The organism is Zoogloea dura, assembly GCF_012927165.1.
Lineage (GTDB): Bacteria > Pseudomonadota > Gammaproteobacteria > Burkholderiales > Rhodocyclaceae > Zoogloea > Zoogloea dura.
This window is the reverse complement of record NZ_JABBGA010000006.1, coordinates 117,608-140,798: the sequence shown is the minus strand read 5'-3', so window position 1 is coordinate 140,798 and position 23,191 is coordinate 117,608. Positions and strand designations below refer to the sequence as shown.

The window sequence follows — 23,191 nt, the reverse complement described above, 5'->3', positions numbered from 1 at the left end:
CTTGCCAACGGCATTCCCACAACACCTCAAAGCCTGTCGACACCCATTGATTCCAATGGCATGAAACCAACGTTTGCGCGGGGTTCACAACCCACGCAGCAGGCAGTGGCGCATCGCCAGGCGGGCTTGCCGGACGCCTGCCTTCGACGTTGTGTCACGGCGCCAGATGACACTACATGCGCTTACCATTTCAGCGCACAGCCCCACATCGTCGCCCGCCGGGATGGACAAGCCATGAAGAGATGCCCTACTTTCCCGATCCCGGACCTTTGCACGCCCCCACTCCATGTCGATGACACACCTCCTCCCCTTCTGGCGCACGCTCCTCCGGAACCCGAGACAGATTGGCGCCATCGCGCCTGCCGGACGCAGCCTCGGCACAGCCATCACAAAGGCGCTACTGGCCAAAGGCCCTCCTGGCGTGGTCATCGAGCTTGGAGCAGGGACCGGAGCCATCACACAGGCACTGCTGACGGTCAGGGAACAGTTGCACTACCTCGTAGCGCTCGAGAAATCCCCGGAACTGGCACGCAGCCTTCTGAGGCGCTTCCCGGAGCTGCCAGTATTGACGCTATGCGCAAGCAAGCTCGAGGAACTCACCTTGCCGCAGCACAAGCGGCTCACCCTGGTCTCATCACTACCGTTCGCTTCCTTGCCTGCACAGGACTGCCAGCGTCTTTGTGACAGCATCAAGCGCATCAGCCATCGCTATCGTGAGTTTCAGCTGATCCAGTACAGCTACTTCGGCAAGACCCCGTTTGCAAGCCCATCCAGGAACCTGGTCTGGACCAAAGGGCCCACCATCCTCTGCAACCTCCCCCCCGCGACCGTGTGGACGCTGGAGAAAAGGCCTTCGGATCAAGGCTTCAGCTCAGAACAGCTGACCGGCCCCGTACGCTGCCCACGATCGAGCGCCCCCCAGGTCTGAGGATGCGGACTCGGCTCCAGCCCTCCCGGACGCCCCGACAGCGCAAGCCAGGCACGAGCGGCATCCTGATGGGCAATCAACCCCCTCTCACGCCCAAAGCGATCGAGAAGATGCTGGCGCCCGGAGTCGCGAAACGCCTTGTTCCACAACACCAGGACAGGCACCACTGAATCGCCCAGAGCGCTGGTCGGCCCCGCATGAAACCGTTTTCCGGTTCCATCGGAAGGCAGGTGCTCACCATGGTCACTGGTAAAAACAAGAAACGCTGGAACGCTTAGCCGGTCGAGTTCCTGGGCCGCCTGCAGGAGCACCTTCGCCCCGTACTCCGCCGCTCTTTGATAGCGCAGCTCACTCAGGGCGTCACTCTCCAGGCCCTTGGGTTCGCCAGGAAACAAGGCAGCCGGATAGCGCTGCTCATAGAAGAAGTGCTGACCGTACAAGTGAATCAGCACGGCCTTCGAAGGCGCATCAGTCCGCTTGAGAAAGTCGCCCATCGCCTCGATGGCCACCTCGTCAAAGGTATTGACGTCCATCGACGAGATCTTCTGGGTGAAGTCATGACCCGCTTCCGGAACGACCCAGATCTCGTGATTGTTGAGGTAGGCGGTTCGCGCGCCGGCAGCCTTGGCTATGGCAAGCAGGGTCGGCCCCCTTGCAGCCCCTGCCTCGTCTGCCACATCCACTGCCGTCACCAGCCTGGGATAGGAGACAAAGGTCCCGTTACCTCCCGCGCAGGCATCCGGCAACCTCAAGCCCAGACCCTCATCAAGACGCTGGGCCAGGCGCTCCGACCAGGGGCCGCGGCCTGGCTTCATGAGGGCATCGGCACGCAGGGACTCGCCAACGATGAACACCCCCACGCCGGGGAAGAAATCGAAGGTCTTGACCGCCTGCCCTGCAGAACGGGTGGCAATCGACTCCGCCCTCCCCCCCATGGCCGACTGATTGAGCAGGACACGGCCTGCCTCCTTCAGCATCTCCAGGTGAGAGAGCCACACCACGCCAACCCGGGCCTCGCTTCCTGCGAGCTTCGCGTACTCCCGAAAGCCCCCCACATCAAGCACGGCCGCCGACCCCGGCACCAGTGCCAGCAGGAAGATCATGCTTACGCCACGCTGTTGCACGACCGGCCCCGCCCGCCATAAGGCCCAGCCCATGGCCATGACGGCAAGCGCGACAGCACTGGCAACGATCCGGAAGTCGTGATTCATCATGACCACCCTGGAAGCGGTCATGACCTCCCGATAGGCCCCGTTGGTCACCGACCCCAGGCTTGCCGTGGAGGGCCCCATGCCGGTGACCGCCACGGCCGCCAGCCAGCCCAAGGTCAGCGGCAACATCAGGATCTGGAGGTAGCCTCCCCACTTCAGCCAGCGCCCCGGCGCAGCGGCCGCCAGCAGTGCGCACAACCCGGCCCACCCGGCCGCTTGCCACGGGCGGGCGAGACGGGCATCCACCAGCAGCCAGATCAGCATGGGGACGAGCGCGGCGACAAAGACGAGGGCCCGCAGCCGCCACTGCGACCAAGCGGACTGCCCGCGCACCAGGGTGGATTCGAATACCCTCATGAAGGAAAACCTCTGAACAGCCCGTGCCTATTCCGGGCGTTCGCCCAGGGGAAACGGCCAGGCCATGCGCTGCGGCTCGTCCTCGGGCACTTCCGCCTCGGGCTCGATCAGGCCGGCCAGCCGGGCGCCGTGACGGGCTTCAAGAATGCGCTTCAGCCGCCCCCAGGCAAACATCGGCCCGGGGTCCGTCTTGCGCCCTGGAGCGATGTCCGAGTGCCCGGTGATGCCTTCGATGGGGAAGCGCTCGCACAGGTCGGCGAGCAGCGCAGCCAGCACCTCGTACTGCACCGGCTCGAAGGGCAAGGTATCGCAGCCTTCGAGCTCGATACCGATAGAGAAGTCGTTGCAGCGCTCATGGCCCCGCCAGGATGAGACGCCGGCATGCCAGGCCCTCAACTCGGGCGCAACAAAGCAGATCGTCTCACCCGTGCGACGGATGAAGAAGTGCGCGGAAACACGGAGATGAGCGATCGTTGCGAAATAGGGGTGCTCGTTGGGGTTAAGCGTATTGGTGAACAACTGCTCAACGCCTGCCCCGCCCAAGCGGTTTGGAGGGAGGCTGATGGCATGGATGACAACTAGGGAGCATGGCTCTCCAGCTGGACGCGGATCACAATTTGGAGAGGAATGAGATCGAACAACCGTCATTTGGCGCAATGCTTCGAGCAAATACACATCAAACCACTACAAGTTCAAATAAAAAAAGCCCGGTGCATGACACCGGGCTTTCGAATCTTCAGAACTCTAACCAGAGATCAGCACAGACCCTTGGTCTTGCAGGTACCGGTGCTGATATCCCAAGTAATACCAGAAGCTGCGATGGTAGGCTCCATGATGAAGGTGGCACTATCGACATCCGCAGTCCCCGTTGCAGTAATCTTTCCGTCCGCAACTGCAACGCTGGCGAGCTTGCCATAAGCAGTCGGTGCAGCTGCAATGCCCTTGGCACCGTTGGTACAACCAGTCGCGTTAGCTCCCAGATTTTCGGTCTGAATACAGATCTCAACCTGAGACTTGAAGCCCTCCGCCGCATTGACCACTTCAGTGAACTTCGCCTTCTTCGTGTAAGTCTGGTACTGCGGCACAGCGATCGCGGCCAGGATGCCGATGATGGCGACGACGATCATCAGTTCGATCAGGGTAAAACCGCCTTGCTTTTTCATGATGAGCACCTCCAGTGAGTTTGACTTGAATTTCGAGCGGGTTCTGAACCCGGACGAGGATACATAGGCAACCGGCGTGCCTGAATTCCGGATAAAAAATAAAATCATTTATAATCAAACAGATAAAACAAAAAACAAAAAATCTTTGCGCTTGACGAGTCCCCTCCCGCCGCCACGATGTGACGCTTTTCGTCACCCCTACTGCCCTAATGCGTCAGTCATTCCCCTCACCCACCGGACACAGGGGCACCCCGGTGAGATCGCGCCCTCAGCTCACCAATCTGGCGCACGGAGGTGCGCACAAATTGCACCATTTAAGTGCATTTTCATGAGAAATGCCTTAACAAGGTGCGTCTCGGAGCGCAGTCATGCACCAAAATCGCTGATTCAAAAGGATTTTCATGTCAGCGCCACCTGGCACAGCACCTGCTTGGTGCCTCCGATCTTTTCTGGAGCCCAAAATGGAGCAATCGAGTCACGCCAGTAACGTAGTGTTTGTGCTGCTGGGCGCCATCATGGTGCTTGCGATGCACGCAGGTTTCGCCTTCCTCGAGCTGGGTACGGTGCGCAAGAAGAACCAGGTGAATGCCCTGGTCAAGATCCTCACGGATTTCTGCGTGTCGGCCATTGCCTACTTCTTCATCGGCTACACCGTGGCCTACGGCGCCCACTTCTTCTCGGGTGCGGAGGTGCTGTCCCAGAAGAGCGGCTACGAGATGGTCAAGTTCTTCTTCCTGCTGACCTTTGCCGCAGCGATTCCGGCCATCATCTCGGGGGGCATTGCCGAGCGGGCCAAGTTCCACCCCCAGAGCGTGGCCACCTTCCTGCTGGTGGGCTTTGTCTATCCCTTCTTCGAGGGCATCGCCTGGAACGACAACTTCGGCATCCAGCCCATGCTGGAAGCGGCCTTCGGGGCCAAGTTCCATGACTTCGCAGGGTCGGTGGTGGTGCATTCGGTGGGCGGCTGGATCGCGCTGCCGGCGGTGCTGCTGCTGGGCGCCCGGCGCGGCCGCTACACCAAGGACGGCACCGTGTCGGCCCACCCGCCGTCGAACATTCCTTTCCTGGCCCTCGGCGCGTGGATCCTCACGGTGGGCTGGTTCGGCTTCAACGTGATGTCGGCCCAGACCCTCGACAAGGTCAGCGGTCTGGTCGCACTCAATTCCCTGATGGCCATGGTGGGCGGCACCCTGGCGGCCATGGTGATGGGCAAGAACGACCCAGGCTTCATTCACAACGGCCCGCTGGCCGGCCTGGTGGCGGTGTGCGCCGGCTCTGACCTGATGCACCCCATCGGTGCGCTGCTCACCGGGTTGATTGCCGGCGGCCTGTTCGTGCAGTTGTTCACCGTCACCCAGAACCGCTGGAAGATCGACGACGTGCTCGGCGTGTGGCCGCTGCACGGCCTGTGCGGCGCCTGGGGCGGGATCGCGGCCGGCATCTTCGGCACCCAGGCCCTGGGCGGGATGGGCGGCGTGAGCCTGGCATCCCAACTCATCGGCACGCTGGGCGGCGCTCTGGTTGGCCTGGCCGGCGGCTTTGTGGTCTATGGCCTGCTCAAGAACACCATGGGCATCCGCCTGGATGCGGAAGAGGAATACGACGGGGCCGACCTGACGATCCACCGCATCACGGCAACCCCGGATCGGGAGACTCACTGGTAAGGAGCACGCCTCCGGGAGCGGGGTGAAGCAAGCCCGAAAAACTGCGGCCCATCATCCACGATGGGCCGTTTTCTTATCAGCCGCGGCGCCTTCGCGCCCTCTAGCCCAGGCAGCGGCCCAGGGCTGCATAAAGGGCTGCCGGGTCCACCGGCTTGGGCACGAAGCCATCCATACCTGCGTCGCTGCAGCGCTGCCGGTCCTCGCTGAAGGCGTTGGCGGTCATGGCGATGATCGGCAGGAGCTTGCCACCCGGGAGCTGCCGTATCGCGCGGGTGGCCTCGAGGCCGTCCATCCGGGGCATCTGCACATCCATCAGGATCGCCAGGTACGGCCCCCCTGCTGCCTCCCGAATGCGCTCCAGTGCCTCCAGGCCATCCTGCGCCACGTCAACCTGCAGGCCGGCTGCGCTCAGGTAGTCCTCGGCAACCAGGCGATTGACCGGATCATCCTCAACAAGAAGCACGCGCCCGCCACTGAATGAACGCCGCAAGCGCTCGCTCCCGTCCTCCTCCACAGGAGGCTCCGCCTCGGGCACCTCGCCCGCCTTGCGCAGGCGGGCTGAAAACCAGAAGCAACTCCCCTGTTCCGGCGCCCGCGCACCGCCCGCCTCGCCGCCCATCAACTCGGCGAGACGCCGCGTGATGGCCAGCCCCAGACCCGTTCCGCCAAAGCGCCGGGAGGTGGAGGCGTCCGCCTGATGAAAGGGCTGAAAAAGACTGGCCAGCACGTCGGGAGCAACCCCGATCCCGGTGTCCTGAACCTCGAAGCGCAACAGGACGCCCTCCTCGTCCTCCTCCTGAAGCCTTACCCTCACTGCCACCCATCCGCTGTCGGTGAACTTCACGGCATTGTTGACGAGGTTGAGCAAGGCCTGACGCAAGCGGGTGGCATCCCCCAGCAAGGCGCCGAGTGGCGGCACCGGCTCGCAGTACAGGTCTATCCCCTTGCTCCGCGCCTCCTCCCCCGAAAGGCTGAGCATGTCGGCCAGGATCGCGCCGGGATCGACCCTTTGCTCGCTCAGCACCAGGCGTCCGGCTTCGATCTTGGACAGGTCGAGGATGTCATTGATCACGCTGAGCAGGTGTTGACCGGCCAACTCGATCTTCTCCAGCTTGTCGGCCGAATCGGGATCTCCCTCACGCCGGCGCAGGATGCCGGACAAGCCGATGATCGCGTTCATGGGTGTGCGTATCTCATGGCTCATATTGGCCAGAAAGCTGCTTTTCGCGCGATTGGCAGACTCGGCCGCCTCCTTGGCCTGGCGCAGATCTTCGGTCCGCTTGTCCACCAGCCCCTCCAGCTCCCGGTTGAGCCGCTCGGCCTGACGGCGCGCCCGGTTCAGGGACTTGAAGTAGAGCCCGACGGCAATGATCGCCACCACCAGGAAATTGCCGGCCACCGCCAGCAGCATGAACAGGGAGGGCCGCTGGGCCTCGAGGCGATGAATTTCCGGCACGGGCTGGAGCAGGTGCAGCGTAAAGCCCCGCGACGATGGCGCGCTCAGCAGCAGGAAAGGCTCGTCGTGCCGGTCATCCAGGTAGGCGAGACGGGAAAACTCGGGATTGGCGTGACGACCGATGCGTAGTGGCTTGAACTCGGTGCGCAGGTAGGTCGCCTGCCGCTCGGCCTCCGGCATCTGGCCCACGTCACTGTCGGGCAGGCTTCTCTGCTCGATGGCCTTGTCCCGGGCAAGCACGACGATACCGCGGGTATCCGAGATGAAGGCATCCACATGCCGGGTCCATCGCTCGAAGCGGGTGAGTTCGCGCTTGACCGCAACAACACCGATGACCCGGCCCTCATCCCAGACCGGGTAGGAAAAGTACAAGCCCGGCACCTGGGACAGGCGTCCCACCAGGTACTGATGACCCGGCCGCCCTTCAAGCGCATTGCGCACGTAAAGGCGATCCGAGTAATCCCCGCCGACAAAGCTGAGCGCGGCGCCTGCGTTGCTGGCCGCAATGCACTCACCGCGCGTATTCATGACCCAGATGACATCGGCCCTCAACTGCTGGGCCACATCCTGGAAGCGCCGCCCCAGGTGCTGAAGATCGGGCTCCGCCTCCCACAGGCGCTTGCGCGTCTCGCGGGTGGGTGGAGATGCCGAAGCCGTCTGACTGAAGCGCCGCAGGGTGCGCCGAACCACTTCCTCGGCCCCCAGCACCGCAGGAATGCCGGCCAGGGAATCCAGGGTGTCGTCGATGCTCTCGTCCAGGCTGTCCAGCTGCTTGCTGGCCAGCGAGAGCTGCTGCCCGTAAGCCTCCTGGACCACGCGCCCGGTATGGAGTACCGCACCGATCCAGGCGAGCACGGTGACCAGCGCCAGGATCGCCAGTGCCAGCACCACATGCACGCTCAGGACGTGACCGGCGACCCGATTGAACAGCCTACCCATGCGCGCCTCCGCCCCCGCCAAGGGCGAGTCCGTTTTACTGACTCACGATATTACCCAAACTGGGCGATTCGCGCATGCCCGGCAGGGCAGGTCCGGGCTGGCACCCGATGGGCTCAGGCGTGCTCCAGCAGCATCTTCTCGATGAACTCACGGCGCTGCTGGCGCTGGGTTTCGGTGCCCTGAGCCCGCATCAGGGACTCGCTGATCATGTAGCTGTACAGCAGGAAGGCCCGCATGCCGGCCTCCTGGAAGCCAAAACCCAGGGCGACAAAGCACTGCGAGACATAGGACAGACGTTTCGCGTCCACCTCGTCAACCACCTGGCGGGCCATTTCATCCCGCCGCGCCCAGGCACGGATGGCCAGCTCGATGGAGGCTGAACTGACCGCCGACTGCCCGCGGAAAGGCAAGGAAGCGAGCTCCCGCACCAGGGCCTCGGGGTTGGCACCGCTGCCCTCGAAGCGATTGATGATCTGTTCGGTGGCAGCGTCGCGCCAGGACTTGAGCAGCTGCCGGAGCAGATCGTCGCGGTCCTGGAAGTGCCAGTAGAAGCTCCCCCGAGTCACCTTGAGCCCCTTGGCGAGCACGTCTACGCGCACCGCGTCGATGCTCTTGTCCACCAGCACCTCGGTGGCAGCCTTGATCCAGTCGGCAGGCGTGAGTTGAACCTTGCCGGCAGAACCGGAAGCGGGGGTCGGAGGGGAGGCTGATTCGGACATGGGCAGGTGCAATAAAGCGAGCCGGAAGTATATCAGCCACCCGGCGGCCGTGCGCCGCCGCAGCCTGACGAAAATTCACAAAACCACCAAAATCAAACCCGTACAGTACAGTAGTGTATGCAAATCCGGACACCCGCCCCCACTTCCTGTTTCGGAAAACACGTACAACAATCAACTATATGTTTTAAAACAAAAAACAATATTGCTGCACCGCAAAATCAGTTGATCCAGATCAAAAAAGATTGCACTCTCGAGATTTTTATGTACCATACACATACACATCTGTATTGAACAAAGTCAAACAAGGAGGAGACATGAGCGCACACCCCGGCATTGGCAGGAACCTGCTCGCTGCAGAGCACCAAACCAACTATCTGGAAGAAGGCAGCGGCAAGCCGCTGTTCCTGCTGCACGGATCCGGCCCCGGCGTTTCGGCCTGGACCAACTGGGGCAAGGTCATCCCCGACCTCGCCCCCCACTTCCGGGTCGTCGCCCCGGACATCGCCGGCTTCGGCTATACCGAATTCAAGTCCGACAGCAAGTACGACATCAAGCTGTGGGTACGCCACCTCACCGGCATCATGGATGCGCTGGAGATCGAGAAGGCCTCTTTCGTCGGCAACTCCTTCGGCGGCGCCCTCTCCATCGGCCTGGCCTTGTTCGCGCCGCAGCGGGTGGACAAGCTGGTGCTGCTCGGCACCCCCGCCGGCGAATTCGTGCAGACCCCCGGCCTGCGCTCCGCCTGGGAATACGAGCCTTCCCTGGAAAACATGGAAAAGACCATGCGTCTGTTCCCGTTCAACCAGGACATCATCACCGAGGAGATGATCCGCACCCGCTTTGAAGCCAGCGCCCGCCCCGGTGCCCAGGACGCCCTGCGCAAGCTGATCCCCAAGCCCAACAGCGACGGCCCGACCATCGTCAAGGGCTTCCCCGAAGCCTCCGTGGCGAAGATCGAAGCCCCTACCCTCGTCCTGCACGGCCGCGAAGACGGCGTCGTGCCGCCGGAATGCGGCTTCCTGCTGGCCAAGGCGATCCCCCGCGCCGAGCTGCACCTCTTCGGCCAGTGCGGCCACTGGGTCCAGACCGAGCACCGCGCCCGCTTCCTGCAACTGGTGCGCGACTTCTGCGCCTGACCCGGAGATCGCGATGAGCCGCAATGTCCTGGAAAAGCTGATGCACCAGCTGTGCGTCGACCGGAGCGTGAAGCAGCGCTTCAAGGAAGACCCGGCCGGCCTGCTGGCCCGTTACGCCCTCAGCGACGAGGAGCGGACGATGGTCACCGACTTCGACGTGGCCGGCATGCAGAAGCACGGTGTCAATCCGATGCTGACCCTCGGCTTCTGGACCGAGAACGCCCCCAACCGCCACCCCGCTGCCTACATGAAGGCCCTGCGTGGTGCCGCCGCCGCCGAAGGCCAGGTCTTCTCGGCCGGCCTCAAGCAATAAGAACTCAGGAGTTCCTCGTGGGAAAAATCGTAGGCGGCTTTCTCGTGCCGCATGACCCGGTGATGTTCGTCGCACCGGAAGCCCCGGCGGAAGACATCCGCAAGCGCATGTGGGGGGCCTTCGACAGCTGTGCCGAGCGGCTGGCCGCACTCAATGCCAGCAGCGTGGTGATCATCGGCGCCGACCACTATTTCAACTTCGGCACCGGGTGCCTGCCCCAGTACATCATCGGCACCGGCGATGTGGATGGCCCGCTGGACGTGCTGCCCGGCCTCAAGCGGCAGATCATCCCGGCCAGCGAAAAACTGGCCGGCTTCATCGCCGACCATGGCCACGCCAACGGCTTCGACTGGGCCGTGGCACGCGCCTTCACGGTGGACCACGCGGTGGCCATCCCCGACCGCCTGATCGTCGACCCTGTCCGCGCCCGCGGCCAGTCGATCGGCACCATCCCGGTGTATATCGCGGCCGGTGTCGATCCCTTCATCAAGATGAAGCGGGCCATCGAACTGGGCGGCGCGATCAAGGCCGCGGTCGAGGCCATGCCCGACGACGAGCGAGTCGTGGTGATCGGCAGCGGCGGCATCAGCCACTGGGTAGGCACTCCCGAGATGGGCAAGGTCAACGAAGCCTTCGACCAGGAAATCATGGACTACGCCTGTACCGGCAACCTCACCGCCATCCAGGGCCTGTCCGACGACTACATCCTCGAGAACGGCGGCAACGGTGGCATGGAGATCCGTCAGTGGGCCGTCGCCATGGGCGCCATGCCTGGTGCCCGCGGGGAAATCATCGATTACGCCCCGGTCCGCGAATGGGTCACCGGCCTGGGCTTCGTCCAACTGTTTGCCTGAGGAAAGCCCATGTCACAACCGATTCTTCTCTTCAAGAAGGGCGATCTGGAAGCCGGCAAGGTCCGCAAGGTGGACGTGAACGGCTGCGCCCTGGCGGTCTACAACCTGGACGGCACCTTCTATGCCACCCAGGACGGCTGTAGTCATGCCACCGCCTCCCTGTCCGAAGGCGAGATCGTCGACGACGAATGCATCGCCTGCCCGGTACACGACGGCACCTTCCACATTCCCACCGGCCAGCCCATGAGCTTCCCGTGCGAACACGCCATCCGGACCTACAAGGTCATCGAGGAAGGCGAGGACGTGCTGGTGGACCTGGACCAGGAATCGGACGCCGCCGCAGACGCAATCTAAGTCAATAACAACGGAGACAACACATCATGTGCAATGCCAACGGTGACCAGCCGATCCGCCTCAAGCGCCGGCCCATCGCCCAGTCGATCGAGAACCTGGACGAGCTGCTGAGCCTGGAAAAGGGGCGCATGTCCCGCGACGTGTTCTGGGACAAGGACATCTACGAACAGGAGATCGAGCGCATCTTCGCCCGCTGCTGGCTGTTCGTGGCCCACGAATCCCAGATCCCCAAGGCCGGCGACTACGTCACCACCTACATGGGCGAGGACAACGTGCTGATCGTCCGGCAGAAGGATGGCAGCATCAAGGGCTTCCTCAACACCTGCCCGCACCGTGGCAACAAGGTCTGCTTCGCCGACCTGGGCAACGCCCGCCAGTTCGTGTGCAACTACCACGGCTGGGCCTTTGGCATCGACGGCGGCCTGAAGGGCATGACTGCCTCCGAAACCTATGAAGCGGCCGGCCTGGACAAGTCCGAGCACGGCCTGCACCCGGTGGCCCATATCGACAGCTACCGCGGCCTGATCTTCGCCACCCTCGATCCGGATGCGCCCAGCCTCGCCGACTACCTGGGCGACATGCGCTACTACCTGGACGCGATCTTCGACATGGACGAAGGCGGCACCGAGTTCATCGGCGGCTGCGTCAAGTCGGTGATCCAGTGCAACTGGAAGTACGCCTCCGAAAACTTCGTCGGCGACATCCTGCACGCGCTCTGGACCCACGACTCCGGCGCCAAGGCCATGGTCGGCGGCCCGGTGGCCGAAGTGCACAAGACCCCCGAACAGTCCTACCACGTCAACTTCAACGGCCACGGCTGGGAGTTCAACCAGGACATCGTCGGCAACTGCGCCACCCTCGGCGAGAAGGAGCTGCTCAAGTACCTGTACGTGCTGCAGCCCAAGGTCGCCGAGCGCCTTGGCGAGGTGCGCTCGAAGATGATCGGCGCGATCTCCTCCTGCACCCTGTTCCCCAACACCTCCTTCCTGCCCGGCCAGAACACCTTCCGCACCTGGCACCCGCGCGGCCCGGGCCAGATCGAGCTGCACACCTGGACCTTCGTCAACAAGAAGGCCCCCCAGGAAATCAAGGACATGTGGCGCAAGGGCACCATGATGACCTTCAGCCCCTCCGGCGTCTTTGAAATGGACGACGGCGAGAACTGGGAATACTCCACCCGCAGCAATGCCGGCTTCGTCACCCGCCAGCAGGACCTCTACCTCGGCCTCGGCCAGGACACCCGGGTCGAAGGCACCGACCTGCCCGGCAACGTCTTCCAGGGCCAGATCAACGAGGCCAACCAGCGCGCCTTTTACCAGCGCTGGCTCGACCTGATGAAGGCCGACAGCTGGAAGACCGTTCCCCAACGCGACGTGCCGAAGATGAAGGAGGGTGTATGAACGCCAAGACCACGCTGCCCGAGATCCCGGTGGACGCTGAAACCCAGCGCCGGGTCGAGCAATTCCTGTTCCGTGAAGCCCGCCTGCTCGACAACGAGCGCTGGGACGACTGGCTGGCCCTGATGGCCGAAGACATCCATTACTGGATGCCGACCATGGAGAACCGCCGCCGCGCCGACAAGAACGGCAGCCACGCGCTGGACCGGGGCGCCCTCTACAACGACGACCTGCGCGACCTGACCCGCCGCGTGACCCGCTTCAAGCAGCCCACCGCCTGGGCCGAAGATCCGGCCACCCGCCACGCCCACGTGGTGTCGGGCATCGAGGTGTACCAGGGCGAGCAGGCCGGCGAGTTCATCGTGCACAGCACCTTCGTCAACTACCGCAGCCGTGTCGAAAAGGACAACGACCTGCTGGTGGGTCGGCGCGAGGACGTGCTGCGCAGCGATGGCGACAGCTTCAAGCTGGCCCGCCGCAAGATCATCATCACCCAGTCGGTGCTGATGGCCAAGAACCTCAACACCTTCCTGTAAGGGGCGACCATGGGCTGGCTCAATGGCTACGTGGCCTTGGTGACGGGAGGCGGGTCCGGCATCGGACGCGCCGTCGTCAAGCGCTTCCTCGCGGAAGGCTGTAGCGGTATCGGCGTCATGGTACGCAGCCACGAGCAGGCCGACAGCCTGGTTGCCGAGTTCGGCGACCAGGTGGTCGTCAGCATCGGCGACGTACGCTCCGGCTGGGACAACCAAGCCGCGGTGGACACCACCCTGGATCGCTTCGGCAAGCTCGACACCCTGGTCGGCAACGCCGGGGTGTGGGACTTCTTCACCCGCCTCGAAAAGATGAGCCTCGAAGAGCTGGATCACAGCTTCGACGAGATCTTCGGGGTCAACGTCAAAGGCTACGTGCTGGCCGCCCGCGCCGCCGCGGCCGCCCTGCGCGAGAGCAAGGGCAGCATGATCTTCACGCTCTCCAACTCGGCCTTCTACGCCGGCGGCGGCGGCCCGCTCTACGTCGCCTCCAAGCACGCCGGCCTGGGCCTGATCAAGCAGCTCGCCTACGAGTTCGCCCCCGACGTGCGGGTGAACGGCGTCGCCCCCGGCGGCACCGTCACACCGCTGCGCGGGCCGGAGAGTCTGGGCAAGGGCGAGCGGCGCCTGTCGGAAATCCCGAATTTCCAGGAAAACGTCGCCAACTCCATGCCGCTCAGGATGATCGCCCAGCCGGAAGACCACGCCGGCCACTACGTGCTGCTGGCCTCCCGCGACAACAGCCGGGCCACCACCGCAACGGTGATCCAGAGCGACGGTGGATGGGAGATCCGCCCCATGCGCTGACGCCACCCCGCCCCACCTGCGCCACAACACATAAAAACATAAAAAAAGACGCACCAAAAAGCCCCAAGGAGGAAACATGAGCTTCACGCGAAGCCTGACTGCGCCGCAGCAGGACTTTCTCGACATCGTCGCCCACGGCACCCTGCCGCTGATGGCTGCGCCGATGTTCCTGGTTTCAGGACCGGACCTGGTCATCGCCTGCGCGAAGGCCGGCATCATCGGCTCCTACCCGGCCGCCAACGCCCGCAACGTGGACATCCTCCGCGACTGGATGGCCCGGACCCGCGACGCCATCCAGGCCAGCAAGCCCGGCGCACCCTGGTCCATCAACCTGATCGTCCACAGCAGCTACGACCGCTTCGAGGCAGAGCTGGCGCTGGTGCAGGAATTCCAGCCCAAGATCGTGTCCACCGCCCTGGGCAGTCCGCGCCGGGTGCTCGACGTGGTGCATGGCTATGGCGGCATCGTGATGGCCGACGTGATCAACCCCAGCCTCGCCCGCAAGGCCGCCGACGCCGGCGCCGACGTGCTGGTGTTGGTCACCCAGGGGGCGGGTGGCCACACCGGCCACTACCACCCCTTCGCCCTGCTCGCCGAAGTGCGCAAGTTCTGGTCCGGCCCCGTCGGCCTGGCCGGCGCCATCACCACCGGCACCGACATCCGCGCCGCCCAGCTGCTGGGCGCCGACTTCGTGCTGGCCGGCACCCGCTTCATCGCCACCACCGAAAGCCAGGCCGAGGCCGAATACCGCGAGCTCGTGGTGAGCAGCGGCATCGAAGACCTGGTCGCCACCAAGGCGGTCTCGGGCGTGCTCGCCAACTGGCTCAAGCCCACCCTCGACAAGGCCGGCTTCACCACCGAGCAGCTCCGCGAAGAGAAGAAAATCGACTTCTCCGGCGACATCGTCGCCGCCCCCAAGGCCTGGAAGACCGTCTGGTCGGCCGGCCACGGGGTGGGGGGCATCGAGCGTATCGCCGACACCGCCGAGGTGGTTCGCCAGCTCTACCGGGAATACGCCGACTGCCTGGGCCGCGAACTGGAAGACGCCGCCCGCCTGCACGTCCGCTACCCGGCCACCTGAATCCGCGTCCGCTTTCGTACTGACAGCCTGGGTCCGGTGGGCACCGGCGGGGGCTGTCGCGCCTGTGGAAACCCGTTGCACAGCCCAAGCCGTTTCACCGCATCACCCCACAACACCTATATCGGAGACACAAACATGAACCGCCGCCAGCTCCTCAACAGCCTGTCCGCCGCCTGCCTGCTCGCCTTTGCCGGCATCGGACACGCCCAGGCCCAGACCGTCACCATCGGCGTCAGCGTCAGCTCCACCGGCCCCGCCGCATCCCTGGGCATTTCCCAGAAGAACACCATCGAGCTGCTGCCCAAGACCCTGGGTGGGCTGCCGGTGAACTACGTGGTGCTCGACGACGCCTCCGACCCCACCCAGGCCGGCAAGAACGCCCGCCGCTTTGCCGACGCCGACAAGGTGGACGCCATCATCGCCTCCACCACCGTGCCGACCTCCCTGGCGGTGGCCGAAGTGGCCAGCGAGGCGAAGATCCCGCAGATCGCCCTGGCCCCCTTTGCGCCCAAGGCCATCCAGTGGGTCTTCCCCCTGCCCCACAGCATCAGCGTGATGTCCTCGGTGCTGTTCGACGAGATGAAGAAGCGTGACACCAAGACCATCGCCTTCATCGGCTTCAGCGACGCCTACGGCGAAGCCTGGCTGAAGGACGTGGAAAAGCGCGCCGAACAGAACGGCATCAAGCTGGTGGCCGTGGAGCGCTATGCCCGTACCGACCAGTCCGTCACCGCCCAGGCCCTCAAACTGACCGCCCAGAAGCCCGACGCGGTGTTCATCGCCGCCAGCGGCACCCCGGCCGCGCTGCCCATGCGCGCCCTGCGCGAACGCGGCTTCAAGGGCCAGTTCTACCAGACCCACGGCGCCGCCAACAACGACTTCCTGCGGGTCGCCGGCAACACCGACGAAGGCCTGGTCCTGCCCACCGGCCTGGTCCTGGTGGCCGAGCAGCTGCCCGACAGCAACCCGAGCAAGAAGGTTGCCCTCAACTACCTGAAGGCTTATGAAGGCAAGCACGGCGCCGCTTCCCGCAACCCCTTCGGCGCTTATGCCCAGGATGCCTACCTGCTCCTCGACAAGGCCGTCGCCACGGTCGGCAAGAAGGCCGCGCCGGGCACCCCCGAGTTCCGCGCCGCCCTGCGCGACGCCCTCGAGAAAACGAAGGACTTGCCGCTGACCCACGGCATCAACACCATGTCGGCCACCGACCACTCAGGCCTGGGCGATGGCGCCCGCGTGCTGATCACCATCGAAAAAGACAGCTGGAAGCTGCTGAAGTAAGGGAGACCATCATGAGCTTCTTCGACAACCCCGGCATGCTGGCGCCCCCCAGGGTGACCCGCATCGACCTCTCCAAGGGCGGCTTCATCCTGGCCTGCTCCGAGCCCCTCGGCGACGTCACCCGCTGCATCGGCGACTGGCTGGAATACTGGGCCGAGCGCACCCCCAACGCCCTCTTCCTGGCCGAACGCGATGCCGAAAGCGGCGAGTGGATCCGGATGACCTATGCGCAGGTCCGCGAGCAGGTCGGCAAGCTGGCCCAGGGCCTCCTCGACCTCGGCATCGGCCCCGCCTCACCGGTGGTCTGCCTGTCCGACAACAGCCTCGACCAGGCCTTGCTGACCCTGGCCACCATGCATATCGGGCGGCCCTTCGCCACCGTGTCCAGCGCCTACTCGCGGCTGGCCAAGGACTTCTCCAAGGTCGCCACCATCCTGCAGGAGCTGGCCCCCGGCGCCGTCTATGCCAGCGACGGAGCCGTGTATGCCTCGGCCATCCGGGCCAGCGCGGTGGCCTGCCCGGTGATCCTCAGCACCAACTCCTACCAGGTGGAAGGCAGCCTGCCCCTGGCCGAAGTGATGCGCACCCGGGAAACCCCCGCAGTGATGGAAGCCTTCGCCACGATCACCCCGGAGACCCACGCCAAGTACCTGCTCACCTCGGGCTCCACCGGGCGGCCGAAGATCGCCATCAACACCCACCGCATGCTCTGCGCCAACCAGAAGCAGATCCAGCAGAGCTGGCCTTTCCTCAAGGAGGAGAAGCCGGTGCTGGTGTCCTGGCTGCCCTGGAGCCACACCTTCGGCGCCAACCACAACTTCAACATGGTGCTGTGCAACGGCGGCAGCTTCTACATCGACGAGGGCCGCCCGGTCCCCGGCCAGATGGAAAAATCGGTGCGCAACCTGCGCGAAGTGCAGCCCAACCTGTACTTCAACGTGCCCAAGGGCTTTGACGCCCTGATCGCCTTCCTGGAAGAGGACGAGTCCTTCGCCCGCGACTTCTTCGGCCGCCTGCGCGCCGTTTTCTACGCCGCCGCGGCCCTGCCCCAGTCCACCTGGGAGCGCCTCGAGCGGGCCGCCCAGAAGGTGCTCGGCGAGAAGGTCTGGTTCACCTCCGCCTGGGGCGCCACCGAAACCTCTCCGCTGATCACCAATGTGCACTGGCGCCTGGACGGCCCCGGCAGCATCGGCGCACCGGTGGCCGGCACCGCCATCAAGTTCCTGCCCAATGGCGACAAGCTGGAGATGCGTGTCAAAGGCCCCCAGGTCTTCGCCGGCTACCTCAACAACCCCGAGAAGACCGCCGAGGCCTTCGACGAGGATGGCTACTACAAGATCGGCGACGCCGGCTACCTGATCGACCCGGAGCACCCGGAAAAAGGCATCGCCTTCAACGGCCGGGTCGCCGAGGACTTCAAGCTCACCACCGGCACCTGGGTCTCGGTGGGCACCCTGCGGGTGCGGGCGGTCACTGCCCTGGCGCCTTTCGCCCAGGACGTGGTGGTCACCGGCCACGACCGGGACGAGGTCGGCCTGCTGGTCTTCCCCAGCCCGGCGGTCAAGGACATCCCGCAGGACGTGCTCCACGCACATATCCGCGAGGGCCTGCGCAAGCTCAAGGCCGAAGGCGGCGGCGGCTCCTCCCAGAGCCCCACGCGGGCCATGCTGCTGGATGAGCCCCCCAACCTGGATGCCGGCGAGATCACCGACAAGGGCTACATCAACCAGCGGGCGGTGCTCGCCCGGCGGGCCGAGGACGTGCTCAGCCTGCACAACTCGCCCAAGCTCGATCGCGTCGTCTTTCTCAAATAAATCAAAGGAAAGCCGTGCCCTGGCCGACACCGGCCGGGGCCCGCTCAGCCTGAATTTCCCAACGGGGTAGTCATGACCAAGAAACTGAAAACCGCCATCGCCGCCGGCGACCACCGCGGCACCCGGGCCCCTCGCCCCTGCCAGGGCGGGCCGACACCATGAGCGCACCTCTCCTCATCAAGCTCGCCCCCAATGGCGGCAGCTTCGAATGCGCGCCGGGCCAGACCGTGCTGGACGCGGCCCTGGCCGCCGGTTACTGGCTGCCCCACAGCTGCCGCACCGGCACCTGCAACACCTGCCACCTGAGCCTCCTCGAAGGCGGCGTGCAGCACGCGGCAACCCGCCCCGACGGCACCGATGTGCCGGCCGGCCAGTGTCGCACCTGCCAGGCCGTGCCCACCACCGACCTGCTCCTCGACGCCCCCAAGGTGCCGCAGGCGCCCGGCCAGCGGGTGGTCACCACCGGCGCCAAGGTGCTCGAGGTGACCCGCCCGTCCCACGACGTGGTGATGATCCGCCTGCAGGTGCCGCCGACCGCCGGCTTCGCCTTCAAGGCTGGGCAGTACGCCAGCGTGCTCCTCAAGGACGGCGCGAAACGCAGCTACAGCATGGCCAACAATCCGGACGAAGCAGGCGTCATCGAATGGCATGTGCGTCGCATGGAGGGTGGCCGCTTCTCCACCCACGCCTACGACAAGCTGAAGGCCGGCGCCATGCTGCGCATCGAGGGGCCTTACGGCGACTTCGTGCTGCAGCCGGGCGACGCGCCCATCGTGCTGCTCGCCTCGGGCACCGGCTATGCCCCCATCGCCGCCCTGCTCAAGACCCACGGCGCCGAGATGGCCCGCCGCGGCGCCGTGCTGTACTGGGGCGGCCGCCAGTGGTCCGACCTCTACGCGGTGGACAGCGTCGCGGCCTGGGAGGCGCAGTACCCGGGCATCCGCCTGGTGCCGGTGCTGTCCGAGGCCGGCCCGGAGTGGACCGGCCGCGACGGCTTCGTGCATGCCGCGGTGCTGGCCGACATCCCCGACCTGTCCCGCCACGAGGTGTATGCCTGCGGCAACCCCCTGATGATCGACGCGGCGCGCAGCAGCTTCACGGCCAGCGCGGGCCTGCCGGCGGAGCATTTCTTCGCCGACGCCTTCGTCGTCAATAACTAGAACCCGGCCGGAGGAGACACTCATGGATTTCGGTATATTCGCAGTACTGGCCCAGGACGGCATCACCAACGGGGCGGTCTATGCCCTGCTGGCCATGGCCCTGGTGCTGGTCTTTTCAGTCACCCGCATCATCTTCCTGCCCCAGGGCGAATTCATCGGCTTCGGCGCGCTCACCGTGGCCGCCCTGCAGAGCGGCCAGTTTCCCAGGCTGGTCTGGATGCTGATGGCGGTGGGCGTGCTCACCTTCCTGGTGGAAATCGGCTCGGCCCTGCGCCAGCGCCGCTACAAGCCCCTGCCCGGCCGCCACCTGATGTGGAGCGGCATCGAGAACCTGGCTTACCCCTCCCTGGTGTGGGTGCTGGCCCGAGGCCTGGAATGGCAGGGCATGCCCATGGTGGTGCAGATCCTGTTCACCCTGGGCATCACCGTGCCGCTGGGCATCATGCTCTACCGCGTTGCATTCCAGCCCATGGCCGAGGCCTCGGTGCTGGTGCTGCTGATCGTCGCGGTGGGGGTGCACTTTGCAATGCTGGGCATGGGCCTCTTCATCTTCGGGCCGGAAGGTTCCACCACCCAGGCCTTCACTGACTGGAGCGCCGAGATCGGCGCCCTGCTGGTGTCCGGCCAGAGCGTGGTGGTGCTGGGTGTATCGGCCTGCCTGATCGCCCTGCTCTACCTGTTCTTCGATCGCAGCCTGTACGGCAAGGCCCTGCGCGCCACCGCGGTGAACCGCAAGGGCGCGCAGCTGGTGGGCATCGGCACCACCCAGGCGGGGCGTATGGCCTTCGGCCTGGCGGCTGCCCTCGGCACCCTGGCCGGCACCCTCATCGCACCGCTCAACACGGTGGGCTACGACACCGGCTTCGTAGTGGCCCTGAAGGGCTTCGTCGCGGCCATCGTCGGCGGCCTGGCCAGCTACCCGCTGGCGGCGGCCGGCGCCGTGCTGGTCGGCCTGCTGGAGAGCTACTCCTCCTTCTGGGCCAGTGCCTACAAGGAAGTGATCGTGTTCACCCTGATCATCCCCGTCCTCGCCTGGCGTTCGCTGGTCTCGGGCCATGGAGACGAAGAATGAAAATATCCACCAAGAAGCTGCAGTGGCTGATGTTCGGCTGGTTCTTCCTGTTCCCCTTCCTGCCGGTACCAGGCTACTGGATCACCATCGGCAACTACATCGGCCTGTACTCCATCGTCACCCTCGGGCTGGTGCTGCTCACCGGCATCGGCGGGCTGACCTCTTTCGGGCAGGCGGCCTTCGTCGGGCTGGGGGCCTACACCACCGGCTACCTGAGCATCTCCCTGGGGCTGTCGCCCTGGCTCGGCCTGCTCGCCGGCCTGGTGGTGTCGGCCCTGGCGGCGGGGCTGATCGGCAGTGTCACGGTGCGCCTGTCAGGCCACTTCCTGCCGCTGGCCACCATCGCCTGGGGCCTGTCGCTGTTCTACCTGTTCGGCACCCTCGAGTTCCTGGGCAAGTACGACGGCCTGTCCGGCATTCCGCCGTTGTCCCTGTTCGGCATCGACCTGTCGGCGCCACGGGTGATGTACGGGATGATCTGGCTGTGCCTGGGCGGCTGCCTGTGGCTGGTCCTCAACCTGCTCAACTCCCGTCCCGGCCGCGCCATCCGGGCCCTCGCCAAGGGCAAGACGATGCCCGAGGCGATGGGCATCAACACCGCCCAGTACAAGATCCTGATCTTCGTGCTGGCGGCCCTGATGGCAAGCCTGTCCGGCTGGCTCTATGCCCACCTGCAACGCTCGGTGAGCGCCACCCCCTTCGGCCTGCACATGGGCATCGAGTATCTCTTCATGGCGGTGGTCGGCGGCGTCGGCCACGTCTGGGGGGCGATCCTCGGGGCGGTGATGATGACCGGCCTGAAGAGCCAGCTGCAGGACCTGCTGCCCCTGCTGCTGGGCAGCACCGGCAACTTCGAGATCGTGGTCTTCGGCGTGCTCATCGTGCTGCTCCTGCTGTGGGCGCCGGATGGCCTGTGGCCGCGGATCGCCGCAGTGTGGGCGCGCATCAACCCGCCCGAACCCGAAGTGGTGGCCCCCGCCATCGCCCCGGACGGCTACGGCGACATGAGCCGCCGCGCCAAGCCCGCCGGAGGCTCCCTGATCCTCGAGATCAGCGAAGCGCGCAAGCAGTTCGGCGGCCTGGTAGCGGTCAAGGACATGACCTTCGAGATCCATGCCGGTGAAATCGTCGGCCTGATCGGCCCCAACGGTGCCGGCAAGTCCACCATGTTCAACCTGGTCACCGGCGTGCTGCCCGCCAGCAGTGGCGAGATCCGCTTCCTCGGGGAGCGCATCGACCAGCTCGGTGCCCGGCGCATCGTCAAGATGGGCATCGGCCGCAGCTTCCAGCACGTGCATCTGGTCCCGCAATTGTCGGTACTGGAGAACGTGGCCATGGGCGCCCACCTGCGCGGCCGCAGCAGCCCCCTGTCGGCAGCCCTGCGCATGGACCGCCATGAAGAAGCCCAGCTGCTGTTCCTGGCCGCCGAGCAGATCCGCCGTGTCGGCCTGGGCGACTACATGCATACCCCGGCCGGCAGCCTGGCCCTCGGCCAGCAACGCATCCTCGAGATCGCCCGCGCCCTGTGCACCGACCCGGTGCTGCTGCTCCTCGACGAGCCGGCCGCCGGCCTGCGCCTGAAAGAGAAGGAAGCCCTGGCCGACCTGATCCGCCAGCTCAAGGACGAAGGCATGTCGGTGCTGCTGGTGGAGCACGACATGGACTTCGTGATGGGCCTGACCGATCGGTTGGTGGTGATGGAGTTCGGTAGCAAGATCGCCGAAGGCCTGCCCACCGAGATCCAGAACAACGAGGCCGTGCTGGCCGCCTACCTGGGAGGCATCGAATGAGCGCCGACAACACCAAAGCAGTCCTCGAGACCCGCAACCTGAGCGTGCGCTACGGCAAGGTGGAGGCCCTGCGGGCCACCAACCTGCGCCTGTGCGCCGGCCAGATCGTCACCGTGATCGGCCCCAACGGGGCCGGCAAGTCGTCCCTGCTCAACGCCATCATGGGCGCCCTGCCCACCAACGGCCAGGCCGAGGGCGCGGTGCTGTACGAAGACCATGACGTGTCCCACCACGCCATCGAGCTGCGCCTCGGCAAGGGCCTGGCCCTGGTGCCCGAAAAGCGCGAGCTGTTCACCACCATGAGCGTGGAGGACAACCTGGTGCTCGGCGCCTACCGCCGGCGCAAGGCCGGCTGGTCTTACCGGGACGGACTGGAGCGCATCTACAGCATCTTCCCGCGCCTCAAGGAGCGCCGCCACCAGCTGGCCGGCACCATGTCCGGCGGCGAACGGCAGATGGTGGCGATCGGCCGCGCCCTGATGAGCGACCCCAAGGTGCTGATGCTGGACGAGCCCTCCCTCGGCCTCGCCCCGCGGGTCATGGCCGAGGTCTTCCACGTCATCTCCCACCTGCGCGACTCCGGCGTGGCAACCCTGCTGATCGAGCAGAACTCCCGCGCCGCCCTGCAGGTGTCGGACTACGGCTACGTGCTGGAGGTGGGCGACGTGACCCTGGAAGGCCCGGCGGCCGACCTGGCGAAGAACCCGAAGGTGATCGAGGCCTACCTGGGAGCCAAGCACTGATGAGCATCCTGCGCCCCGACTTCACCGTCGCCCGCCTCAACCAGGACGCGGCAAGCTGCCTGCCGGGCCACCTCGGCGTGGAGTTCCTGACCCTCGAGCAGGGCCGGGCCACCAGCCGCATGGTGATCCGGCCCGTACACCTGGCCCCCAACGGGCGCCTCCACGCGGCCAGCCTGATCGCCCTGGCCGACACCACCACCGGGCACGCCACCATGTCGCACTTACCGGAGGGCGCCCGCTCCTTTGCCACCATCGAACTCAAGAGCAACCACCTGGGCACCCTGGTCGAAGGCACCATCAGCTGCCTGGCCACCGCCCAGCATCTGGGCCGCACGACCCAGGTGTGGGACGCGGTGGTGCGTGACGAGGCGACAGGCCGCGAGCTGGTGCTGTACCGTTGCACCCAGATGATCCTGTGA

The 23,191-nt window shown here is 65.3% G+C and carries 22 protein-coding genes; 17 read left to right on the top strand and 5 right to left on the bottom strand.

Features of this window, described 5'->3' with window-relative positions; genetic code table 11:
* Positions 1 to 286: 286 nt before the first annotated feature.
* Positions 287 to 928, top strand: coding sequence for a class I SAM-dependent methyltransferase (locus HHL15_RS09850; RefSeq protein WP_169145592.1), 642 nt, complete (start codon positions 287 to 289; stop codon positions 926 to 928).
* Here HHL15_RS09850 and HHL15_RS09845 read toward each other — a convergent pair.
* From HHL15_RS09845 to HHL15_RS09835, 3 genes are all read right to left on the bottom strand, one after another.
* Entirely contained in the window at positions 859 to 2,496 is a 1,638-nt protein-coding gene (locus HHL15_RS09845) for a sulfatase-like hydrolase/transferase (protein ID WP_169145591.1), read from the bottom strand. The genes HHL15_RS09850 and HHL15_RS09845 overlap by 70 nt on opposite strands.
* Positions 2,497 to 2,523: 27 nt before the next feature.
* On the bottom strand, positions 2,524 to 3,144 hold the full coding sequence (gene ampD, locus HHL15_RS09840; protein ID WP_169145693.1) for a 1,6-anhydro-N-acetylmuramyl-L-alanine amidase AmpD: 621 nt from the start codon (positions 3,142 to 3,144) through the stop codon (positions 2,524 to 2,526).
* Positions 3,145 to 3,251: 107 nt separating this feature from the next.
* Positions 3,252 to 3,659 (bottom strand): pilin, encoded by a 408-nt coding sequence (locus HHL15_RS09835; RefSeq protein WP_169145590.1) that lies wholly within the window; start codon positions 3,657 to 3,659, stop codon positions 3,252 to 3,254.
* A 461-nt stretch (positions 3,660 to 4,120) separates the two neighbouring features.
* On the opposite strand from HHL15_RS09835, the gene HHL15_RS09830 reads away from it, so the two are divergent.
* Positions 4,121 to 5,323 (top strand): ammonium transporter, encoded by a 1,203-nt coding sequence (locus tag HHL15_RS09830; RefSeq protein ID WP_169145589.1) that lies wholly within the window; start codon positions 4,121 to 4,123, stop codon positions 5,321 to 5,323.
* Between the two features lie 100 nt (positions 5,324 to 5,423).
* Here HHL15_RS09830 and HHL15_RS09825 read toward each other — a convergent pair whose 3' ends face one another.
* Together HHL15_RS09825 and HHL15_RS09820 are read right to left on the bottom strand one after the other, a co-directional pair.
* Positions 5,424 to 7,718, bottom strand: coding sequence for an ATP-binding protein (locus HHL15_RS09825; protein ID WP_169145588.1), 2,295 nt, complete (start codon positions 7,716 to 7,718; stop codon positions 5,424 to 5,426).
* A 113-nt stretch (positions 7,719 to 7,831) separates the two neighbouring features.
* The gene (locus HHL15_RS09820) at positions 7,832 to 8,437 is read right to left on the bottom strand and encodes a TetR/AcrR family transcriptional regulator (protein WP_169145587.1); all 606 of its coding nucleotides are present in this window, start codon (positions 8,435 to 8,437) and stop codon (positions 7,832 to 7,834) included.
* Positions 8,438 to 8,751: 314 nt separating this feature from the next.
* Here HHL15_RS09820 and HHL15_RS09815 point away from each other — a divergent pair, with 314 nt between their 5' ends.
* The 15 genes from HHL15_RS09815 (at position 8,752) to HHL15_RS09745 (ending at position 23,191) form a co-directional block, all read left to right on the top strand.
* Complete coding sequence (locus tag HHL15_RS09815) at positions 8,752 to 9,573, top strand: alpha/beta fold hydrolase (protein ID WP_169145586.1); 822 nt, start codon at positions 8,752 to 8,754, stop codon at positions 9,571 to 9,573.
* Positions 9,574 to 9,586: 13 nt separating this feature from the next.
* Positions 9,587 to 9,886 (top strand): hypothetical protein, encoded by a 300-nt coding sequence (locus HHL15_RS09810; RefSeq protein ID WP_206198696.1) that lies wholly within the window; start codon positions 9,587 to 9,589, stop codon positions 9,884 to 9,886.
* 17 nt (positions 9,887 to 9,903) lie between these two features.
* The gene (locus HHL15_RS09805) at positions 9,904 to 10,740 is read left to right on the top strand and encodes a DODA-type extradiol aromatic ring-opening family dioxygenase (RefSeq protein ID WP_169145585.1); all 837 of its coding nucleotides are present in this window, start codon (positions 9,904 to 9,906) and stop codon (positions 10,738 to 10,740) included.
* Between the two features lie 9 nt (positions 10,741 to 10,749).
* Positions 10,750 to 11,094 carry a non-heme iron oxygenase ferredoxin subunit gene (locus tag HHL15_RS09800; protein ID WP_169145584.1) on the top strand — a complete coding sequence of 115 codons (345 nt, stop codon included), beginning with the start codon at positions 10,750 to 10,752 and terminating at the stop codon, positions 11,092 to 11,094.
* 26 nt (positions 11,095 to 11,120) lie between these two features.
* A complete protein-coding gene (locus HHL15_RS09795) occupies positions 11,121 to 12,494 on the top strand; it encodes an SRPBCC family protein (RefSeq protein WP_169145583.1) in 1,374 nt (457 codons plus the stop codon).
* Positions 12,491 to 13,027: a 3-phenylpropionate/cinnamic acid dioxygenase subunit beta gene (locus HHL15_RS09790; RefSeq protein ID WP_169145582.1), complete on the top strand. Its 537-nt coding sequence runs from the start codon at positions 12,491 to 12,493 to the stop codon at positions 13,025 to 13,027. Before HHL15_RS09795 ends, HHL15_RS09790 begins: the two co-directional genes overlap by 4 nt.
* A 9-nt stretch (positions 13,028 to 13,036) precedes the next feature.
* Positions 13,037 to 13,831 carry a 3-(cis-5,6-dihydroxycyclohexa-1,3-dien-1-yl)propanoate dehydrogenase gene (hcaB, locus tag HHL15_RS09785; protein ID WP_169145581.1) on the top strand — a complete coding sequence of 265 codons (795 nt, stop codon included), beginning with the start codon at positions 13,037 to 13,039 and terminating at the stop codon, positions 13,829 to 13,831.
* Positions 13,832 to 13,907: 76 nt separating this feature from the next.
* The gene (locus HHL15_RS09780) at positions 13,908 to 14,912 is read left to right on the top strand and encodes an NAD(P)H-dependent flavin oxidoreductase (RefSeq protein ID WP_169145580.1); all 1,005 of its coding nucleotides are present in this window, start codon (positions 13,908 to 13,910) and stop codon (positions 14,910 to 14,912) included.
* Positions 14,913 to 15,047: 135 nt separating this feature from the next.
* Complete coding sequence (locus HHL15_RS09775; RefSeq protein ID WP_169145579.1) at positions 15,048 to 16,193, top strand: ABC transporter substrate-binding protein; 1,146 nt, start codon at positions 15,048 to 15,050, stop codon at positions 16,191 to 16,193.
* An 11-nt stretch (positions 16,194 to 16,204) separates the two neighbouring features.
* Positions 16,205 to 18,007: a feruloyl-CoA synthase gene (locus HHL15_RS09770; protein ID WP_169145578.1), complete on the top strand. Its 1,803-nt coding sequence runs from the start codon at positions 16,205 to 16,207 to the stop codon at positions 18,005 to 18,007.
* A 158-nt stretch (positions 18,008 to 18,165) separates the two neighbouring features.
* Entirely contained in the window at positions 18,166 to 19,167 is a 1,002-nt protein-coding gene (locus HHL15_RS09765) for an FAD-binding oxidoreductase (protein ID WP_169145577.1), read from the top strand.
* A 22-nt stretch (positions 19,168 to 19,189) separates the two neighbouring features.
* Positions 19,190 to 20,239: a branched-chain amino acid ABC transporter permease gene (locus HHL15_RS09760; protein WP_169145576.1), complete on the top strand. Its 1,050-nt coding sequence runs from the start codon at positions 19,190 to 19,192 to the stop codon at positions 20,237 to 20,239.
* The gene (locus HHL15_RS09755) at positions 20,236 to 22,029 is read left to right on the top strand and encodes a branched-chain amino acid ABC transporter ATP-binding protein/permease (protein WP_169145575.1); all 1,794 of its coding nucleotides are present in this window, start codon (positions 20,236 to 20,238) and stop codon (positions 22,027 to 22,029) included. The genes HHL15_RS09760 and HHL15_RS09755 overlap by 4 nt, the downstream gene beginning before the upstream one ends.
* Positions 22,026 to 22,772 carry an ABC transporter ATP-binding protein gene (locus tag HHL15_RS09750; RefSeq protein WP_169145574.1) on the top strand — a complete coding sequence of 249 codons (747 nt, stop codon included), beginning with the start codon at positions 22,026 to 22,028 and terminating at the stop codon, positions 22,770 to 22,772. The genes HHL15_RS09755 and HHL15_RS09750 overlap by 4 nt, the downstream gene beginning before the upstream one ends.
* Complete coding sequence (locus HHL15_RS09745) at positions 22,772 to 23,191, top strand: PaaI family thioesterase (RefSeq protein WP_169145573.1); 420 nt, start codon at positions 22,772 to 22,774, stop codon at positions 23,189 to 23,191. Before HHL15_RS09750 ends, HHL15_RS09745 begins: the two co-directional genes overlap by 1 nt.

Bases quoted from the DNA above. Each gene is read 5' to 3' on its own strand.
- HHL15_RS09810 (WP_206198696.1), top strand. From the start codon at position 9,587: ATGAGCCGCAATGTCCTGGAAAAGCTGATGCACCAGCTGTGCGTCGAC.
- HHL15_RS09850 (WP_169145592.1), top strand. From the start codon at position 287: ATGTCGATGACACACCTCCTCCCCTTCTGGCGCACGCTCCTCCGGAAC.
- HHL15_RS09755 (WP_169145575.1), top strand. From the start codon at position 20,236: ATGAAAATATCCACCAAGAAGCTGCAGTGGCTGATGTTCGGCTGGTTC.
- ampD (WP_169145693.1), bottom strand. From the start codon at position 3,144: ATGACGGTTGTTCGATCTCATTCCTCTCCAAATTGTGATCCGCGTCCA.
- HHL15_RS09825 (WP_169145588.1), bottom strand. From the start codon at position 7,718: ATGGGTAGGCTGTTCAATCGGGTCGCCGGTCACGTCCTGAGCGTGCAT.
- HHL15_RS09815 (WP_169145586.1), top strand. From the start codon at position 8,752: ATGAGCGCACACCCCGGCATTGGCAGGAACCTGCTCGCTGCAGAGCAC.
- HHL15_RS09760 (WP_169145576.1), top strand. From the start codon at position 19,190: ATGGATTTCGGTATATTCGCAGTACTGGCCCAGGACGGCATCACCAAC.
- HHL15_RS09745 (WP_169145573.1), top strand. From the start codon at position 22,772: ATGAGCATCCTGCGCCCCGACTTCACCGTCGCCCGCCTCAACCAGGAC.
- HHL15_RS09800 (WP_169145584.1), top strand. From the start codon at position 10,750: ATGTCACAACCGATTCTTCTCTTCAAGAAGGGCGATCTGGAAGCCGGC.
- HHL15_RS09770 (WP_169145578.1), top strand. From the start codon at position 16,205: ATGAGCTTCTTCGACAACCCCGGCATGCTGGCGCCCCCCAGGGTGACC.
- HHL15_RS09780 (WP_169145580.1), top strand. From the start codon at position 13,908: ATGAGCTTCACGCGAAGCCTGACTGCGCCGCAGCAGGACTTTCTCGAC.
- HHL15_RS09845 (WP_169145591.1), bottom strand. From the start codon at position 2,496: ATGAGGGTATTCGAATCCACCCTGGTGCGCGGGCAGTCCGCTTGGTCG.
- HHL15_RS09835 (WP_169145590.1), bottom strand. From the start codon at position 3,659: ATGAAAAAGCAAGGCGGTTTTACCCTGATCGAACTGATGATCGTCGTC.
- HHL15_RS09795 (WP_169145583.1), top strand. From the start codon at position 11,121: ATGTGCAATGCCAACGGTGACCAGCCGATCCGCCTCAAGCGCCGGCCC.
- HHL15_RS09830 (WP_169145589.1), top strand. From the start codon at position 4,121: ATGGAGCAATCGAGTCACGCCAGTAACGTAGTGTTTGTGCTGCTGGGC.
- HHL15_RS09790 (WP_169145582.1), top strand. From the start codon at position 12,491: ATGAACGCCAAGACCACGCTGCCCGAGATCCCGGTGGACGCTGAAACC.
- HHL15_RS09765 (WP_169145577.1), top strand. From the start codon at position 18,166: ATGAGCGCACCTCTCCTCATCAAGCTCGCCCCCAATGGCGGCAGCTTC.
- HHL15_RS09775 (WP_169145579.1), top strand. From the start codon at position 15,048: ATGAACCGCCGCCAGCTCCTCAACAGCCTGTCCGCCGCCTGCCTGCTC.
- HHL15_RS09820 (WP_169145587.1), bottom strand. From the start codon at position 8,437: ATGTCCGAATCAGCCTCCCCTCCGACCCCCGCTTCCGGTTCTGCCGGC.
- hcaB (WP_169145581.1), top strand. From the start codon at position 13,037: ATGGGCTGGCTCAATGGCTACGTGGCCTTGGTGACGGGAGGCGGGTCC.
- HHL15_RS09750 (WP_169145574.1), top strand. From the start codon at position 22,026: ATGAGCGCCGACAACACCAAAGCAGTCCTCGAGACCCGCAACCTGAGC.